This window comes from Muricoccus nepalensis, from assembly GCF_006438825.1.
GTDB lineage: Bacteria > Pseudomonadota > Alphaproteobacteria > Acetobacterales > Acetobacteraceae > Roseomonas > Roseomonas nepalensis.
The window spans coordinates 51,528-67,747 of the sequence record NZ_RCZP01000018.1; the positions used below are offsets into that span (position 1 = coordinate 51,528).

Consider the following 16,220-nt stretch of genomic DNA (forward strand, 5'->3'; position numbering starts at 1 on the left):
GATAGCGTCCGATTTTAAAAGCCCTGGACAACAACATTGAGGTGACCGATGAGCGCCGCGCTCGCGGCTGAGGCGCCGAAGCGCCAGCGCCGTTCGTCGCCGCCTCAGCTGCCCCCCGCAGAGCCGCAGCCGCGGATCTTGAACAAGCGGGACCTCTGCCGCGAGGCCGGCATTTCGCGCACCACGTTGGATGAGCGGATTGCGCGAGACCCGCACTTTCCGGTGCTGCGCCGCGGCGACGGTAACGGCGACAGCTGGGAGTTCGACGCCGAGGCGGCACTGGCCCGCTTGGCAGATGACCTGCCGCGGCCGGACGGCGAGCTATCGCCGAATCAGAAGTTCATGGCCCTGCGTGTCCTGCGCATGGAGCGTGACATGGCCGCCGAAGCTGGGGGCCTCCTGGTTGCCGCTGAGATGCGCGTAGCCTTGGCACGTGGTCTCACAGGTCTGCGACGGGGGCTGACCGGCCCTCTGGTTGCGAAGGCAGGCGAGACGCTAGGCCTGACGCGGGACCAGCAGCGCACCCTGCGCGCCCTTATCGAGGATGAGCTCCGAGCCTTCGTCGCCGGCCTGGCGCAGACGGGGCTTCCCGACGCTGATGAATGACCCAGGGCCTTTCGCGGACTCAACCGCGCTGGTGCTGGACGCGTTCTCGGCGCTGATCCCACCGGAGCGCCTGGCTCTCTCCGACTATGCGGCTCGCAACCGCATGCTGACGGACGGGATTGGGGAGGAGGCCAGGCCCTTCGACCTATCCCGGGTGCCCTACCTCCAGGGGCCGTCCGACGCGCTGACCTCTGGCGAGTACACGACGGTGGTCATCCCGGGCCCCGGCCAGTGCGCCAAGACGACGGTGGCCGAGAACTGGCTGCAGCTGACGGTCGAGGCCGATCCGGCCAGCTTTCTCTGGTACATGCAGACGAAGCCGGGGGTTGAGGCGTACGTCAAGAAGCGCATCGAGCCCATGATTAGGGCGCATCCGCGGATGGCCGGCCGCATCGGATCCGACGCTTCTGACGACAGCTTGGCCTTCAAGAATTTTGGGGTGATGCAGGCCGAGTTCCTGTCCTTCGGCAAGAACACGCTCATCAACAAGAATGCCCCGCGGATTGTGGCTGACGAGGTCGATAACTACGACCTCTCCGAGCTGGGCGAGGCGAAGCCGGTGCTGGACATTCGGCGTCAGGTCTTCGGCGAAGACAGCTGCCTGCTGATGATGTCGCACCCCGACTTGGCGGTGGGCATGTCCCCGGCCGGCTGGAAGCGCGGCATCATGGCCGTTTACGCGGACAGCACCCGCGGCACCTGGTGGTGGCCTTGCCCGCGCTGCGGCGCGCACAGTAGCCCCAACCCGGGGGCGTCGCGGTTCATGGCGCTGGACTACCCAACCGACGCGCCCTTGGACGAGGTGCAGGACGCGACCCGGCTGGCCTGCCCCACCTGCGGGGGTCTGATCGAGGACCGCGAGCGCCGGGCCATGAACGCGGCCGGCCGGTGGGTAGGACTCGGCGAGGACATCGATGAGGACGGCCGGGTGACCGGTACGCCGCGCCGCCACTCCACCTATGGCGCGTGGATCGTGGGGGTCATGAGCCCCTTCATCCTGGGCGGCATCGGAGGCCTCGCCCGCGCGCGGGTTTCGGCCGAGCGCGAGATGGAGCGGCTCGGCGACGAGAAGACGCTCCGGCAGGTTGTGGTGAAGCAGTGGGGCTTCCCCTTCGTACCGACCCGCCGAGTGGGAAGCGTCGACGCGGCCACGGTGGCCGACCGGGCGGAGGCGGGCCTCACGTTGAACCAGGTGCCGGACGGGGTGCGCTTCATCACCGCTTGGGCCGACGTGCAGGCTAACCGCTTCGAGTTAATCCGCCGCGGCTGGGGCGTTGCCGGCGAGAGTTGGGTGCTCGGGACGGAGCGCATGACCGCCGAGACCGCGACGGACCCAGCGAGCTGGGATGCGCTGCTGGAGGCGCTCCGCCGTCCGCTTCCCCTGGCTGACGGCTCTGGCCGCTTCATGCGGCCCCGAGCAGTAGGCATGGACCTGGGCGGCTCGGCCGGCGTTACGTCGCGGGCCTACGAGGCCTGGATGCGGTGGCGCGCGGCCGGCAAAGTGCGGCTGCTAGGGAAGGCGGACGGCCGGGACGCCTGGGATGTTCTGCCGACGCAGGGTGCGCCGGGGAGGAACGCGGCCCGGCTTCAGGTGGTCTATCCAGAGGACGTGCGGAAGGATCGGAAAGCGAGCGGGGTAGCCCGCGGGCAGGTGCCGGTCGCTCGCTTCAACCCGAACCTGTTCAAGGACGACTTGGCCGCGCAGCTGGAGCGGGCTGAGCCGGGTGCTTGGTTCGTCCACTTCCCAGACGGCCTGAAGGATCAGGCCGGCCCGCCGCACAGCTGGTTCGAGCAGCTTGTTGCCGAACGTCGAAAGCCGACGGGTGCCTGGCAGAAGGCAGCCGCAGGCGCGCGCAACGAGGCGGGCGACACGATGGTCGGCTCCCATGTCCTGGCGCGCCTGCATGGCATGGGTCGTATTGACTGGGATCATCCGCCCGGCTGGGCAGCGCCTTGGGACACTAACGCTCTCGTCGGACTGCCGGGCGAGGTGACAGTCGCCGGGATGCCGACGGCGCCCCGGGCTGTGCCGGCGCCGACAAAGCCGTCACCGAGGCCGGGCTACTTCAATCGGCCGGACAAGGGCTTCTTCAGGAGATAGGCCATGCCGCGCACCGTGCAGGAGATCGAAGCGGACCTGGCTCGGGTCCGCGCCCGCATGGTCAGCGGCGTGTCTCTCGTCAGCGCGGGCGACATGACTACCCGCTGGGACAATACGAACGATCCGAAGACCCTGGCCGCGCTGGAGGCGGAGCTCGGCGCACTGCAGGGAGCTCCGGCCGTGACCCGCATGTTCTTCACCCGCGTCGGCATGCGCCGCCTCTGAGTCCCGGTCGATGAACTGGCTTGACCGCGTGGTGTCGGCTGTCTCGCCCCAACGCGGACTGGAGCGCGTGCGCGCCCGAGCGCTGACCGAGCGGGTGGTGCGGGCCTACGCGGCGGGGCAGCCAGCGCCCCGAGGGAAGGACTGGATGGCCTCGGCGCGTGGGCCGAATGCTGAGGTCGGACCTGCCCTCCGGTACCTGCGGCGCCGCTCGCGGGAGGTCATTCGCGACGGCTCCTATGGAGCTCGGGCAGTTCAGATCCGGGTAGCCCATGAGATAGGCTACGGTATTTCGCCGCGAAGCAAGACTGGCGACCTGGAGCTCGACGCCAAGGTCCTCGCGCTTTGGGAGCGTTGGGGCACGAAGGCGGACCTGCATGGGCGCTTGGACATTTACGGCCTTCAGGCACTAGCCGCGCGCACCCGGGTGGAAGCCGGAGAGGCACTCATCCGCATGGTCCGGATGCCCCCCAATCGGGCGCGGCAAGACGGCCTGGCTGTGCCGCTACAGCTGGAGATCATCGAGCCTGACCTGCTGGACGACGTGGCTCCGATCTTCGCCCCGGCAACGCCAGAGCCGGGTCGGGTGGTGGATGGTGTTGTCTTCGACGCCCAGGGACGCCGCACGGGTTACCGCCTGCTCCGGCAGCATCCCGGGGAAACCGGTTTCGCGTACTACACGGCGGTCGGACCACGCTTCGACACGGTGCCAGTGGCGGAGATGATCCACCTGGTACGCGCCCATGCCCAGCGCCCCGGCCAGGTCCGCGGTGTGCCAGATGCGGCAACCATCCTGTTGCGGCTTCGACGACTGGAGGAATTCGAGGAGGCCACGCTCGAGCAGGCCAAGGTGCAGGCGCTACTCGGTGTTTTCACAACGACGGCGAACCCGATGGAAATGGATATCGGATCAGAGGCCCCGCCAACGGATGTGGCGGACCGTGCTATTCCGGCCGATCTCTGGCCTGGCATGGTCGCAAACCTGCCGATCGGCAGCGACGTCAAGTTCCTGCAGCCCTCTGGCCCGGGTCCTTTCGAGCCCTTCGCCCTGCACGAGCTGATGGCGATCGCAAGCGGCTTCCGCGTCACCTACGACCAGCTCACCGGTGACCTCCGGCAGGCGAACTACAGCAGCCTTCGGGCTGGGAAGATCGAGTTCCGCAAGGACGTCGAGCAGGACCAGTGGCTCATGCACATCCCGATGATGTGCCAGCCGATTTGGGAAGCCTTCATCCAGGCGGCTATCCTGTTCGGTGCGTTGCCTGAGCGGGCAGGGGGATATCCGGTCGAGTGGGCGCCACCGCGTGCCGAGATGGTGGACCCGACGCGCGAGATCCCCGCGCTCGTAGCCTCCGTCCGGTCCGGCCTCGAGACCTGGCAGCAGGCGGTGACGTCCATGGGGTACGACCCGCGGCGCCAGGCCGAGGAGATCGCCGCGGCAAACAAGCTGCATGACGATCTCGGGATCATCCTCGACAGCGATCCGCGCCGGATCACCAACAGCGGCGGTGCGCAGAGCCCGCAGCAGAACGCAGCCGTGGAGATCGCCGCAACTGGCGCTGCGATCCCTCGTCCCGGAGAGATACCGTCCGATGCCCAAGATTAGTCCGGCCGCCTCGGTCGCCGCCTACCTCCGCAAGCACGGTTCTGAGGACGCGGCCACGGCCATCGTTGCGGTCTCGCCGCTCTCCGAGCGGGCAATGGCGCCGAAGTTCCGAGCCGCCGATGATGGCCCCGTCGAGGTCCTCATCATGGGCGAGATCGGCTGGGAGGTGACCGCTCAGGGGGTGCTGGACGTGCTGAACGCCGCCGGCGAGCGCGACTTGGTCATCCGCATCTCTTCTCCCGGCGGCAGCGCCTTCGAGGGCTTCGCCATCTTCAACCTGCTGGCTCGCTATCCGGGCCTCAAGCAGGTGGTGGTGGAGAGTGTGGCGGCCTCGTCCGCCTCCTTCATCGCCATGGCAGGGGACGAGGTCTTTATGGCCCCGGCTTCCTTCATGATGATCCACAACAGCGCTGGCATGACCATGGGCGACAAGCAGGCCCACGCGGCGACGATTGCCATCCTGGAAAAGATCGACGCCACGATGGCCGGCCTCTACGCGGCCCGCACCGGCAAGACGTCGGACGAGGTGCTGACGCTCATGTCGGCGGAGACCTGGATGACCGCGGAGGAGGCGGTGACCGAGGGGTTTGCCGATCGCGTCGAAGCAGCGGCCTCACCCGCGCCATCCGCGGATCCCGCGCCGGAAAACCCGGACGAGGGAGGCGATCCGCTCCCGGATGCTTCCGCACGGATCACCCCCCGCGCCCGAGTGCTCCTCAACTCCTTCGCCCACGCCCCGGCCGCCGTTCGCGCAATGGCCAGTGCGGCTCCCCAGTCCACCCCCACCACCCCTTCCACCCAGCCGGCCGCGCCGGCTCCCCAGCAGGAGACCACCATGTCGGGCACCGCCACGACCACCGCGCCGGGCGGTACGACCCCCGCGCCCGCCGTTGTCACCGGCCCCCAGCCGGCCACCCTCGAGCAGCTGCAGGGCATTGCAGCTCGCGCAAAGCTCGGCTCCGATTGGGTCGTTGCTCAGTTGGTCGCCAAGGCGACCGAGGCCACTGCCCGTGACGCCGCCCTGGACGCTCTGGCAGGGCAGCAGGCGCAGCGCCCCGGGATCGTCGGCGTGCCGACGGCTTCCAGTGCCGACACCGACCGCGCCAGTGTGGCTGCCATCGCGAAGCGCGGCGGCGTGAAGAAGCCCGAGATCATCGCCGCAGCCGGTCCGATGGCTGGGTTGAGCCTGCAGGACATGGCGGCCGACTTCTACGAGGCCCGCACCGGCAAGCGCGCCCGCTTGCCGACCGCCCAGCTCTACCGCGAGGTCTTCGCCTCCGGTACCGTGGGCATGCAGACCAGCGGCGACTTCGGCGTGCTGCTCGGGCAGTCGATCGAGGCCATTGTCATCGACAACGCCCAGCGCGTGTCCCAGGAGTGGCGCAAGATAGGCCGCGTCTACTCCTTCGACAACTTCCGCCAGCGTGATGTTGCCGGCGCCTTCGATGCTCCGGACCTGGAGGAGGTGCTGGAGCACGAGGAGATCCGCTACGGCGCGATCCAGCGTGCGCTCGGCCGCCTCGGCCTGAAGACCTTTGCGAAGGGCTTCGCCTTCTCGCGGCAGGCGATCATCAACAACGACCTGACGCAGTTCACCGCGGACGGTGCGACCTACGGCGCCATGGCGGCGCGCAGCCTGTCCGCCCGCGTGTGGCGCGTCTTCCAGCTGGGCACCACCTCGGCCTACAACATGACGGACGGGCAGCCCTTCCTCAGCGCTGCCCACAACAACCTTGCCGCCTCCGGCAGCGCCATCACCGAGGCGAGCCTGATTGCCGCAGCGAATGCCCTGGCCAGCCAGGCGGCCGTTGCCGGCAAGCCTCTCGGCCTCGCTGCGCGCTACCTGGTGGTGGGCACGGGGCGCCGCTTCGAAGCGCAGAAGCTGATGGCGAGCCTCAAGCTCGCCGACAACACTGACAACGTCTTCAACGGCGCCTACGAGATCGTCTACGAGCCCAGCTTCCCGGAGAACGCCTGGGCGCTGATGGCAGATCCCGACGTCCACCCGATCATTGCTGTCTCGGTGCTGAACGGTCGCGAGGACCCCGAAGTGGTCACTGAGGCCAGCTTCGACACCTTCGGTTTGAAGGTGCGGGTGAGCCTCGACTACGAGGCAGCGCCGATCGACTGGAACGGCGTCTACTACAATCCTGGCCCGGCTTAGTCGGCCTCCGCACCCCCTGAAACCCTAATGACGGTAGCGGCGCCCTGGCGGGCCCGCGCCGTGGAGACATGTCATGCAGAACTTCGTTCAGGTGGGCGAGCAGCTGCGGTTTACCGCGGCCGCCGACCTCGCCTCCGGTGCCGGCGTGGTGCTGGGCTCCCTCTTCGGCGTCAACACCTATGCGGTGGCAGCCGGCCAGGATGGTGTTGCTCGGATCGAGGGCGTGGTGCGGCTGCCGAAGGCCGCCGGCGCCGTTACCCAGTTCGCCAAGGTCTACTGGGATGACACGGCGAAGAACGTGACGACCACGGCGACCGCCAATCGCCTGATCGGTGCCGCCACCCGCGCCGAAATTGCTGGAGCGACGACGGTCGAAGTTCGGCTCGACGGCAAGGCGGTCTGAGCCACCGCGTCTGACCAGTTCAGCATCATGTTGGACGCGGTCTTCGCAGCCTTTCCGGCGAGCTACACCTACTTCTCTCCGGACGGGATGGTCGTGCTCGCCGATCAGTCCGGAGCAATGCTGCGCTCGCCAATCGCCCTCGGCCCCGACGCCGAAGACACTGGCGGTATAGGCCAGTTTCGTAGCGTCCTACGCCTTCGGACGGCCGATTTTCCCGATGGCACCGAGCCCGAGCAGGGTGCCTACGTGGTGGTGGAGGGTGAGCGCAGCATGATCACCGATGTGCTAACCGACCCCCGCGGCTGGTCGGACTGCCCGCTTGCGCTGGCTCCGGAATGAGTGGCGCCGTCGGACCCGGGTGGCGCGCAGACGTCCGCAATCAGGTTGCGGCTATCCTCAAGAGCCGAGTGCCCCTCGTCGAAGGTCGAGTGCATCGCGCCCGGGTGTGGCCGGTAACGAGTAAGCCGGCCCTCCTCATCTACGGCTATGCCGAGCGCAAAGAGGCGACCACGCAGGGCGGCTACCAGCACCAATTCCGGGTCACCTCTTCACTCGTCATACGGGTGCTGACAGAGGGACCGCTGAGCGGCGATGCCGAGATCCTTTGTGAGGACCTCTGCGGCCAGGTGGAGCGGGCCATTCTCCGCGCGCCGGAGCTCTTCTCGCCGCAGGACGGCGTCCTCCAGCGGTGTGCCGGCGTCACCACTCAGCTCTCAGCCGAGCAGAAGGAGCGGGCGACTGAGGTGGAGGCCACGATCGAATTTCAGCTCGTGTGGGAGGAGGTCTTCACCATGGCCGAACCCGACACCTCCGAGTGCGCCACCGTCTCGGTTGGCATGACCGACCCTACCCTTCCGTCCGCCTAGGAGCCCGACATGCACGTGAAGCCTGCCCGGGGGATGCAGATCCCGGACCCGGAGCTGCGCGACTACCTCCCGAAGGAAGGTCGCAAGGTGACCCCGTCCGAATACTGGACGCGCCGGATCTCCGAAGGAGACGTCAAGGAGATCAGCCCGCCGGAAGAGCCCGCGCCCGAGGCCGCCGGCCCGCAGGCCGATGCCGGCTCCGTCCCCACCACCGCGCCGCGCGGTACCGCCCGGTCCAAGGAGTAAGCGCCCGTGGTCGCCTTCAACGAGATCCCCGGCGGTGGCGCCCTCCGCACCCCGCTCTTCTTCGCGGAGCTGGACGCCACCGGCGCCAACCGCGGTGGCCGCCTGCCGAAGGCGCTGATCATCGGCCAGCAGCTCCCGAGCGGCTCGCTTGCCGCCGGCGTGCCGGCGCTCTGCCAGGGGACGGGCTGGGTCAAGTCCATGGCGGGGCAGGGCTCCATGCTCGCCCTCATGGCGTCCCAGTACCGCGCCCGCGACGACTTCGGTCCGCTCTACCTGCTCCCGCTCGGCGACGACGGCGCTGGCGTCGCCGCGACTGGCACCATCGCGGTGACCGCCGCGCCGACCGCGGCCGGCACTTTCGTACGCAAGATCGCCGGCCAGCGCGTGGCGGTGGCGGTCTCCGCCTCCCAGACGGCGGCCCAGGTCGCCACCGCCATCGGCGCGGCCGTCAACGCCCTCCCGGATCTCCCGGTGACGGCGACTGTCAGCACGACCACGGTAACCCTCACCGCCCGGAACAAGGGGCTCGGCGGCAACGACATCATCGTCGCCGTCACCGATGACGCGGCGCCGGCGGGGCTCGCGGTCACGGTGACGCAGCCCAGCGGTGGCACCGGCAACCCGGTCACCGCGCTCACCAACGCGCTGGCGACCCTCGGCGACACCGACTTCGACTTCATCGCCATGCCCTACACGGACACGGCGAGCCTGGACGCGCTCCGCGCGCACCTGTCGACGCGCTGGTCCTGGTCGAAGATGCTCTACGGCGGTGCTTTCGCAGGCGTCCGGGGCACCCTCGGCGCCGTCACCACCGTCGGCGCGGTGCGGAACGACCCGCACGTCTGCCTCGTGGGCTTCGACAGCGCCCCCGAGCCGGCCTGGCTCTGGGCGGCGGACGTCACCGCGGCCGCGGCGGTCAGCCTCCGCGCCGACCCGGGCCTGCCCCTGCAGACGGTGGCGCTCAACGTCCAGCCGCCGCCGCTCGAGAAGCGGTGGGGCCTCGGCGACCGCAACGCACTGCTCTTCTCGGGCATCGCCACCTTCACCACCGACGCGGACGGCACCTGCCGGATCGAGCGCCTGATCACGACCTATCAGCGCAACGCCTACGGACAGCCGGACGACAGCCTGCTGGACGTCGAGCGCCTCTACCAAGTGGCGGACATCCTCCGGCAGCAGCGGAGCTTCATCGAGACGACGTACCCCCGCATGAAGCTCGCCGACGATGGGACCAACGCCCGGCCGGGGAACCGCATCGTCACCCCCAGCATGATCAAGCGGGCCCTGATCGCCCACTACAAGGGCATGGAGCGGGACGGGAAGGTGCAGAACAGCGCGGCCTTCGCCGCGGCGCTGGTGGTGGAGCGGGCCAGCGGCAACCGCTGCCGCGTGGATGGCATCGCGCCGATAGTGCCCGTTGACCAGCTCCGCCAGGTGGCAATCCAGGCGCAGCTTCGAGACGCCGTCGGCGTCGCCGGCGCGCGGTAAGGGAGACCAGAGATGTCCGACACCACGCGCCGCATTGCCGGCGGTGGCTACGCCACGGTCGATGGGCTCGCCATGCCGCTCGTCGGCAACCCGAAGTACCGGGCGGCCACCGTCACCCGCGAGAGCCTCACGGGCATGGACAGCGTCCATGGCTACAGCGAGAAGCCGCAGCCCGGCATGATCGGCTTCCAGTGCCGCGACATGCTGGGGGTGGGCATCACGGCCATGCAGGACTGGACGAACGTCACCGTCGAGCTCCGGCTGAACAACGGCAAGACGGTCACCGGCACCGGCATGTGGCTGACCACCGCCGTCGAGGTAAATTCTGCGGACGCCACCTTCGACCTCGCCTTCGAGGGCGACAACGTGGTGGTGGAGGAGTAGCCCGTGAGCGACGACACCGAGGAGGCCGCCTTTCCGGCGACCCTCACCATCACCCTGGATCCGCCGGTGCACTTCAGCGGCAAGGACTACACGGAGGTCACCCTCCGCGAGCCCTCGACGCAGCAGTTCGCCGATGCCCAGGATCTGGGCGGCATCCGCAGCGTCCAGCATCTGGTGCACGTCGTCGGCGGCGTGCCGAAGGCGGTGGCGGCGCTGATCCCGATCTCCAAGACGATGCAGGCGGACGCCTTCTTCGCCCATTTCACGCGGCCCGCCCCAGCAACCTCGAGGCGCTGATCGCCGACCTAACGGCGTTCTTCCCCGGCTGGGGGCCGGAGGCGGGGTGGAACATGACCGCCACCCGGCTCCGGTGGTGGGCAGCGCAGGCGGTCCGGATCAGGGAGGCACGCGGTGGCTGAGAACGTCGGCGTGCTCTCCGTCACCGTCACCGCGGTGGACAAGGCTACCGCCACCATCAACGCCGTGCGGGACCGGGTTGGCACCGTCGCCGAGCCCGCCCGCCAGCTCACCGCCGCCTTCGGGCGGCTGAGCGAGGCTTCCGGCCTTGCCCGCGTCAACTCGGGCCTCGCCACGGCCTCCGGGCACGCCACGTCCTTCGCCAAGTCGCTCGCCTTCGCCGCGGTGCCGCTCGCCGGTGGCGGCATCATCGCGGGGGCGACGAGCTCGGCCACGTCCTTCATCAACACGGGCCGGCAGCTGCTGTCAGGCGCGCGAGCCCTCGAGATGAGCGTGCCGCAGCTCCACGCCTTCCAGAACGGCGCGCGCCTGGCCGGGATCGGGGCGGAGGACGCCACCGAAGGCCTGAAGTCCTTCAACGACATCCTCTACGACGCCGCCGGCGGACGAAACGCCGAGGCCATGGCGGCCTCTCAGCTGCCTCGCCTGGGCTTCGCGCTGCGCGACGCCTCGGGCCGCGCGCGGACCGCCGGCGACGCCCTCGGCGACGTGGCGGACAGCATCGCCCGCCTGAACAACGCGCCGCGCGAACAGGCGCAGCTCGCCCGCGTCTACGGGGTCGAGGCGCTGCTGCCGCTGCTGCGGCGCGGCCGCGCCGGCGTGGCGGACCTGCTCACCGAAGGGCGCCGGATGGGCACCCTGACGCAGGAGCAGGCGGAACAGGCCAAGCGCCTCGAGCGCCAGTGGGACAGCATGCGGTTTGTGGGCGACCGGCTGGCGCTGACCATCGGGGGCGCCCTGGCTCCGGCGATGGAGCGCGGCGCCACGCGGGCGTTGACCTGGGCACAGGCGAATGAGGGCACGATCTCGACGGCGCTGGTCGGGCGCCTTGAGCAGGCCGGCCGCGGCACCTGGACGTTCGTTTCCTCGATCGACAAGGCGGTGAGCTCGACGATCGGATGGGAGACTGCTACCACGGCGCTGGAGGCGGCGCTGGGGCTGAGGCTCCTCAAGACGCTGACTGGCATCAACGCCGCCACGGCCATTCTAGGCGCGTCCAGCCTTCCTGCCTGGGCGCTGCGGTTGCTCGGCCTCGGAGGAGCAGCGGTCGGTGCGCAGATGGCAATCAGCCAACTTGCGGCGCAGCGAGACCAGACCGGCGAGCGCCAGAGGGAGCAGGAGCGGAACTTCGCCGAACGGGCGAGGCTCGGCGGTTACTACGGCGATGGCGGCTCGAATGAGCTCTACTCGTTGACCCAGCGGCTTCAGATGGGCCTCGGAACGATGAACCGTCCGGGGCCGGGGGGATTCGGCTCTGGGTCTCAGCGGCGTGGGGCTCAGGACGAGTCCTCGGCGGCGTTCCCTACCCGGTCTTTCGGGGCAGACGCGGTCGGCCGCCGCCAGCAGGAAGCCTTCGATTTCTTCCGCTCGAAGGGGTGGAGCGCGGAGGCCTCGGCCGGGATCGTTGCGCGTCTGCACCACGAGTCCGGATTGGATCCACAGGTCCGCGCCGGCGACGGTGGGCGTTCGCACGGCATGCAGCAGATGAACGGGTCGCGGCTCACCGCCTTCAGGGAGCGGCACGGTGGGATGCTGCCCGAGCAGACGGACGCGCGGACACAGTACGAGCACGCACACTGGGAGCTGACACAGGGACCCGAGAGGGCAGCGGGAGACCGTCTGCGGGGCGCTCGCACCGGTGGTGATGCGGGGCACATCGCTTCGAAGGAGTGGGAGCGTCCAGGCGTCACGCTGCAGGCTCAGATGGCTGAGGCTCGCGCCACCCGGGCGACGGCCGAGAACTTCTTCCGGCGCCTTACCCAGGCACCCGCTTCAGCTCCGGCCCCGGCCGCTTCACCCAGTGCGCCGCTCTCTCCCCGATCGCTCCTTGAAGCGATGGGGCCCGGCGCTGTGCGACAAGCTCCCCCGGCGGCGGCATCTCCTCTCGCCAGCCCAGCGCCAGCGGCGGCCCCGCCGGTCGCAAGTCCCTTGGACGGAGCCCAGTCGCAGCGCATGAACGGGAGCGTCGACGTGAACATCCACCTGGCCGGCGCTGGGCGGGACACCAAGGTGCTCGCGCGGAGCGAGGGCATTGCCTCTGTGGCGCCGCCGCGCGTCGAGCGCGCTATGCTGGACTGGGACGGGCCGTGAGCGGTTCCCTAAGCGGCTGGCGAGCCAACCTGCGCCCGGCGTCCTGGCGGGGCGTCGCCTTCCAGGTGCTCGGCAGCGAGGCGCTCTTCGGGCGACGGGTGCACGTGCACGAGTACCCATTCCGGGACCAGCCCTGGGCTGAGGACCTCGGGCGCCGTTCTCGCGCCATGCTGGTGAAGGGCTTCCTGATCGGAGACGACGTCGCGGCCCAGCTCGAGGAGCTGCAGGCGGCCGCCGAAGCCAAGGGGCCGGGCACCCTCGTGCACCCGCTGCGCGGCGAGTTCACGGTCACTCTGCTGAACCTTGCCGCGGCGGATGCCTGGGATGAGGGGCGGATCGTCCGCCTCAGCATGGAGTTCATCGAGACCGGCGCCCGGCGCTTCCCGGGCAGCGTGACGAACGGCGCGGCCGAAGTCGACGGCGTCTGCGAGGCCCTGGACAAGGTGGTCGGTGAAGGCGGCGCGAAGGCGCTCACCGCCACGGTGAGCGAGGGCTATGCCGGGGCGCAGAGCGTGGTCCAGACCGCGCGGAGCTACGTCGCGACGGCTCGCGGGCTGGTCAGCAGCGCGACCGGGGCGCTGCGGAGCGTCTCGGCGGTGGCGGGCATGCTGGGCCTGGGCGACGTCGGCCGCTTCCTCAACGCGACCAGCCGCACCATCAACACCGGCTTCGGCCGTGTGACGTCTCTCACCAGCGGGGTCAACGGGGCCCTCTCGCGCTTCAGCACGGCGCGGTCGCAGGTGACCAGGTTAGGGGATACGGTCGTGAACCTGGCGGGCCGCCTATGAGCACCCCGGCCGAGCTCGTCGCCGCCATGCTCGCGCTGGTCGCGGGGGTAGCGGAGACCGCGGCGGACCCCTCCGACCGGGTGCGGCTGCTCATGGCCCTTGCTGAGGCGCCGATGCCCGCCGGCGGCAACGCGGCGCTGGCGGCAGTCGGGCGGCGGGCCGCCCTGTCGGCGCTGGCGCGGGCGGCCACGGCCTGCCAGCCGCGCTCCTACGACGAGGCCGAGAGCCTACGCACCGACGTCTGCGAGCTGCTGGCGACCGAGGAGATCGTGGCGGCAGATGCGGGCGAGGATGCCGTCGCGACCGCCCTGCGCGCCGTGCGAGGCGCGGTGGACCGGGACCTGCGCCGGCGTGGGGCGAACCTCTCGCCGCTTCGGCCTGTGGAGGTGAAGGCCTTGATGCCCTCCCTGGTGCTTGCGCAGCGCCTCTACGGAGACGCGGGGCGAGAGCCTGAAATCACCCGCATGGCCGGCGACCCGCCGAACCCGATTTTCATGCCTGAGCGGTTTACGGCTTTGGCGAGGTAGGCGTCGAAGCGTCCTTCAAGCTGTCCGACATCCAGCGCGACATGCGCCTGTCCATGATGCGATCCCGCTCTGCAGCCGATTGCTCATCGCCGAGAGACGAGCGCACCGGAGACGATTGAACGGCAGGCTGTGGCTCTGTCTCAGAATGGGAAGACTGCCTCGGCGAGACTTGCACGTTCCGGAGCGCGCGGATGGTGTTTGCGAAGCCATCGGCAGCAATGTGAGCAATTGCAGCAAGCAGGAAGGCTGGAAGCTTGGCGGTGAGCACCAGGCCGATAGCCAGACTGTTACGGGCCAGAGCCAGGGCCGCCACAAGGTCGATGAAGAGCAGTGCGGCCAACAGCGCGAACGCGACGCTCAGTAGACCGAGCCACATAGCAGTCCTCCTCAGGAGCCAGGATGTCCGACACGGCGCCCATCGTGGAGGTCCCGGAGGTGGTCGTCACCCCCTCTAGGCCCGGCGATCTTCCTCTGCCGCCGCCGCCGCCGCCCGGGGACTACCCGGACGACGAGCTGACGCTCGAGGTCGACGGCAAGGTATTCGGGGGTTGGGATACGGTTCAGGTCGCCCGCAGCTGCGAGCAGATGCCCTCCGCCTTCACCATCACCCTGACCGAGCGGTACCCGGGCGAGGCGGCGGAGGTGGTCATCGAGCCGGGCCAGTCCTGCAAGGTGAAGATGGGCCGCGATACCGTCATCACCGGCTACGTGGACCGCTACATCCCCGCCATCGATGCGCGGCGGCACACCGTCACCATCATGGGGCGCTCCCGGTCGCAGGACTTGGTCGACTGCGCGGCCATCTTCGACACCTTCCAGATCAGCGGGCAGACAGTCGGGCAGATCGCCGCGACCCTGGCCGGCAAGTACGGGATCAGCGTCTCCCTGCCGGATGGCGAGGGGCCGGTGGTACCGCAGCTGAACCTGCAACTCGGCGAGACGAGCTGGGACGTTATCGAGCGCCTCTGCCGCTTCGCGAAGTTCCTCTGCTATGACGACGCCGAGGGCAACATCGTGCTCCGCAAGGTCTCCACGGAGCGCCATTCCAGCGGCATTCGGGAGGGCGAGAACCTGCTCTCAGCCTTCCCGGATTACGGCATCGACCAGCGGTTCAGCGAGTATCAGGTCTACCCCCTCAGCGTGCTGCCCCTCATGCAGGCGGAGAACGCCGCCGGCGGCGGGAGCCTCCCTCCGCCGATCGGCGAGGCGAAGGACGAGGGCGTGAAGCGGCTGCGCCGCCGCATCATCATCCTCGAGCACTCGGGCACCGGCTCCATCGAGGACGCGGCGCGGGAGCGGGCGGAGTGGGAGCAGGCGCGGCGCCTCGGGCGCTCCGAGGACGTCACCGTCCTGGTCGACAGCTGGCGCGACAGCGAGGGGCGGCTCTGGGAGCCGAACCGGCTGGCCGCGGTGCACATCCCCACCTGCCAGGTTGAGGAGGAGACCTGGACCATTGGCGACGTGACCTTCAGTCGCGGCGAGGGCGGCACCACGGCGCGGTTGCACCTCATGAACCCCCGGGGCTTCGACCCCCAGTACGATCCGCTCTTCTCCTTCGGGTGGCAGATTCGACAGGCGGCCGAGGAGGGCGGGCGGATCGACGAAGAGCTGGCCCAGCGCCGGTCGGAAACGCAGTGATGAACGCGCGGCAGCTCGCCGGCCGGGTCGGCATGATGATCGGCCTGGGCCGCATCATGGCGACGCGCACCGACCGCGCCACCGGGCGCAGCACCCTGACCGCGCAGGTCAAGCTGCCAGAGACGGGCGAAGTCCGGGACGACACGCCCGTCCTCTCCCTCTACGGCGTCTCCTCCCGGCCGCGCCCCGGCGCCGACGCGGCCGTGCTCTTCCTGGGCGGCAACCGGGCGGCCGGGGTGATCATCGCTACCGACGACGGGCGATTCACCATCGAGCTCGCCGAGGGGGAAGCCGCGATCCACACGCACGACGGGAGCCACGTGCACGTCAAGCTGGGCGGCAAGATTGCGGTTAAGGCGGCGGTGGAGGTGACGATGGACACGCCCGTCCTCCGGGTCACGGGCGACGTAGTCGCCAGTGGCATCAGCCTTGTCCACCACCGCCACGGCGGCGTGCAGAACGGCAGCGGCCAGACGGGGGAGCCGAACGCGTGACGGAGTACAGGTTTTCCGCCGACAGCTACTGTGGGCGTATCGAGCGGCGTGGGGGATTTGCGCCGCTCTGGCACGGCTACGCCACCTTCATCGGCATTCCGGCTGCTGCCCTCACGCTC

Annotated in this window: 18 protein-coding genes; 17 read left to right on the forward strand and 1 reads right to left on the reverse strand. The window is 69.5% G+C overall.

Features of this window, described 5'->3' with window-relative positions; genetic code table 11:
• The first annotated feature begins 48 nt into the window (after window positions 1–48).
• From EAH89_RS17310 to EAH89_RS17375, 15 genes are all read left to right on the forward strand, one after another.
• Window positions 49–606 (forward strand): hypothetical protein, encoded by a 558-nt coding sequence (locus EAH89_RS17310; RefSeq protein ID WP_140884962.1) that lies wholly within the window; start codon window positions 49–51, stop codon window positions 604–606.
• A gap of 31 nt (window positions 607–637) precedes the next feature.
• A complete protein-coding gene (locus EAH89_RS17315) occupies window positions 638–2,707 on the forward strand; it encodes a terminase gpA endonuclease subunit (RefSeq protein WP_161993651.1) in 2,070 nt (689 codons plus the stop codon).
• Between the two features lie 3 nt (window positions 2,708–2,710).
• Window positions 2,711–2,932, forward strand: a complete 222-nt coding sequence (locus EAH89_RS17320; RefSeq protein ID WP_140884964.1) for a hypothetical protein — start codon at window positions 2,711–2,713, stop codon at window positions 2,930–2,932.
• Between the two features lie 10 nt (window positions 2,933–2,942).
• Window positions 2,943–4,535, forward strand: a complete 1,593-nt coding sequence (locus EAH89_RS17325) for a phage portal protein (RefSeq protein WP_140884965.1) — start codon at window positions 2,943–2,945, stop codon at window positions 4,533–4,535.
• Window positions 4,522–6,699, forward strand: coding sequence for a head maturation protease, ClpP-related (locus tag EAH89_RS17330; RefSeq protein WP_161993652.1), 2,178 nt, complete (start codon window positions 4,522–4,524; stop codon window positions 6,697–6,699). Before EAH89_RS17325 ends, EAH89_RS17330 begins: the two co-directional genes overlap by 14 nt.
• Window positions 6,700–6,772: 73 nt before the next feature.
• Window positions 6,773–7,102: a DUF2190 family protein gene (locus EAH89_RS17335; protein ID WP_140884967.1), complete on the forward strand. Its 330-nt coding sequence runs from the start codon at window positions 6,773–6,775 to the stop codon at window positions 7,100–7,102.
• A gap of 27 nt (window positions 7,103–7,129) precedes the next feature.
• Window positions 7,130–7,441 carry a hypothetical protein gene (locus EAH89_RS17340; RefSeq protein ID WP_140884968.1) on the forward strand — a complete coding sequence of 104 codons (312 nt, stop codon included), beginning with the start codon at window positions 7,130–7,132 and terminating at the stop codon, window positions 7,439–7,441.
• 104 nt (window positions 7,442–7,545) lie between these two features.
• Window positions 7,546–7,968 carry a hypothetical protein gene (locus tag EAH89_RS17345; RefSeq protein ID WP_140884969.1) on the forward strand — a complete coding sequence of 141 codons (423 nt, stop codon included), beginning with the start codon at window positions 7,546–7,548 and terminating at the stop codon, window positions 7,966–7,968.
• A 9-nt stretch (window positions 7,969–7,977) separates the two neighbouring features.
• Window positions 7,978–8,214, forward strand: coding sequence for a DUF2635 domain-containing protein (locus tag EAH89_RS17350; protein ID WP_140884970.1), 237 nt, complete (start codon window positions 7,978–7,980; stop codon window positions 8,212–8,214).
• A gap of 6 nt (window positions 8,215–8,220) precedes the next feature.
• Window positions 8,221–9,702, forward strand: coding sequence for a phage tail sheath subtilisin-like domain-containing protein (locus EAH89_RS17355; RefSeq protein ID WP_140884971.1), 1,482 nt, complete (start codon window positions 8,221–8,223; stop codon window positions 9,700–9,702).
• Window positions 9,703–9,714: 12 nt separating this feature from the next.
• Entirely contained in the window at window positions 9,715–10,086 is a 372-nt protein-coding gene (locus tag EAH89_RS17360) for a phage tail tube protein (RefSeq protein WP_140884972.1), read from the forward strand.
• A 3-nt stretch (window positions 10,087–10,089) separates the two neighbouring features.
• The gene (locus EAH89_RS17365) at window positions 10,090–10,383 is read left to right on the forward strand and encodes a phage tail assembly protein (RefSeq protein WP_140884973.1); all 294 of its coding nucleotides are present in this window, start codon (window positions 10,090–10,092) and stop codon (window positions 10,381–10,383) included.
• A 114-nt stretch (window positions 10,384–10,497) separates the two neighbouring features.
• Window positions 10,498–12,654 (forward strand): phage tail tip lysozyme, encoded by a 2,157-nt coding sequence (locus EAH89_RS31360; RefSeq protein WP_161993653.1) that lies wholly within the window; start codon window positions 10,498–10,500, stop codon window positions 12,652–12,654.
• Window positions 12,651–13,442 carry a DNA circularization N-terminal domain-containing protein gene (locus EAH89_RS17370; RefSeq protein ID WP_161993654.1) on the forward strand — a complete coding sequence of 264 codons (792 nt, stop codon included), beginning with the start codon at window positions 12,651–12,653 and terminating at the stop codon, window positions 13,440–13,442. Before EAH89_RS31360 ends, EAH89_RS17370 begins: the two co-directional genes overlap by 4 nt.
• Complete coding sequence (locus tag EAH89_RS17375; RefSeq protein ID WP_140884975.1) at window positions 13,439–13,969, forward strand: hypothetical protein; 531 nt, start codon at window positions 13,439–13,441, stop codon at window positions 13,967–13,969. Before EAH89_RS17370 ends, EAH89_RS17375 begins: the two co-directional genes overlap by 4 nt.
• Here EAH89_RS17375 and EAH89_RS17380 read toward each other — a convergent pair.
• A complete protein-coding gene (locus EAH89_RS17380) occupies window positions 13,950–14,345 on the reverse strand; it encodes a hypothetical protein (RefSeq protein ID WP_140884976.1) in 396 nt (131 codons plus the stop codon). The two genes, EAH89_RS17375 and EAH89_RS17380, sit on opposite strands and share 20 nt — an antisense overlap.
• A gap of 23 nt (window positions 14,346–14,368) precedes the next feature.
• Here EAH89_RS17380 and EAH89_RS17385 point away from each other — a divergent pair, with 23 nt between their 5' ends.
• Window positions 14,369–15,607, forward strand: coding sequence for a phage baseplate assembly protein (locus EAH89_RS17385; RefSeq protein ID WP_140884977.1), 1,239 nt, complete (start codon window positions 14,369–14,371; stop codon window positions 15,605–15,607).
• Window positions 15,607–16,101 carry a phage baseplate assembly protein gene (locus EAH89_RS17390; protein ID WP_140884978.1) on the forward strand — a complete coding sequence of 165 codons (495 nt, stop codon included), beginning with the start codon at window positions 15,607–15,609 and terminating at the stop codon, window positions 16,099–16,101. Before EAH89_RS17385 ends, EAH89_RS17390 begins: the two co-directional genes overlap by 1 nt.
• Window positions 16,102–16,220 lie beyond the last annotated feature (119 nt).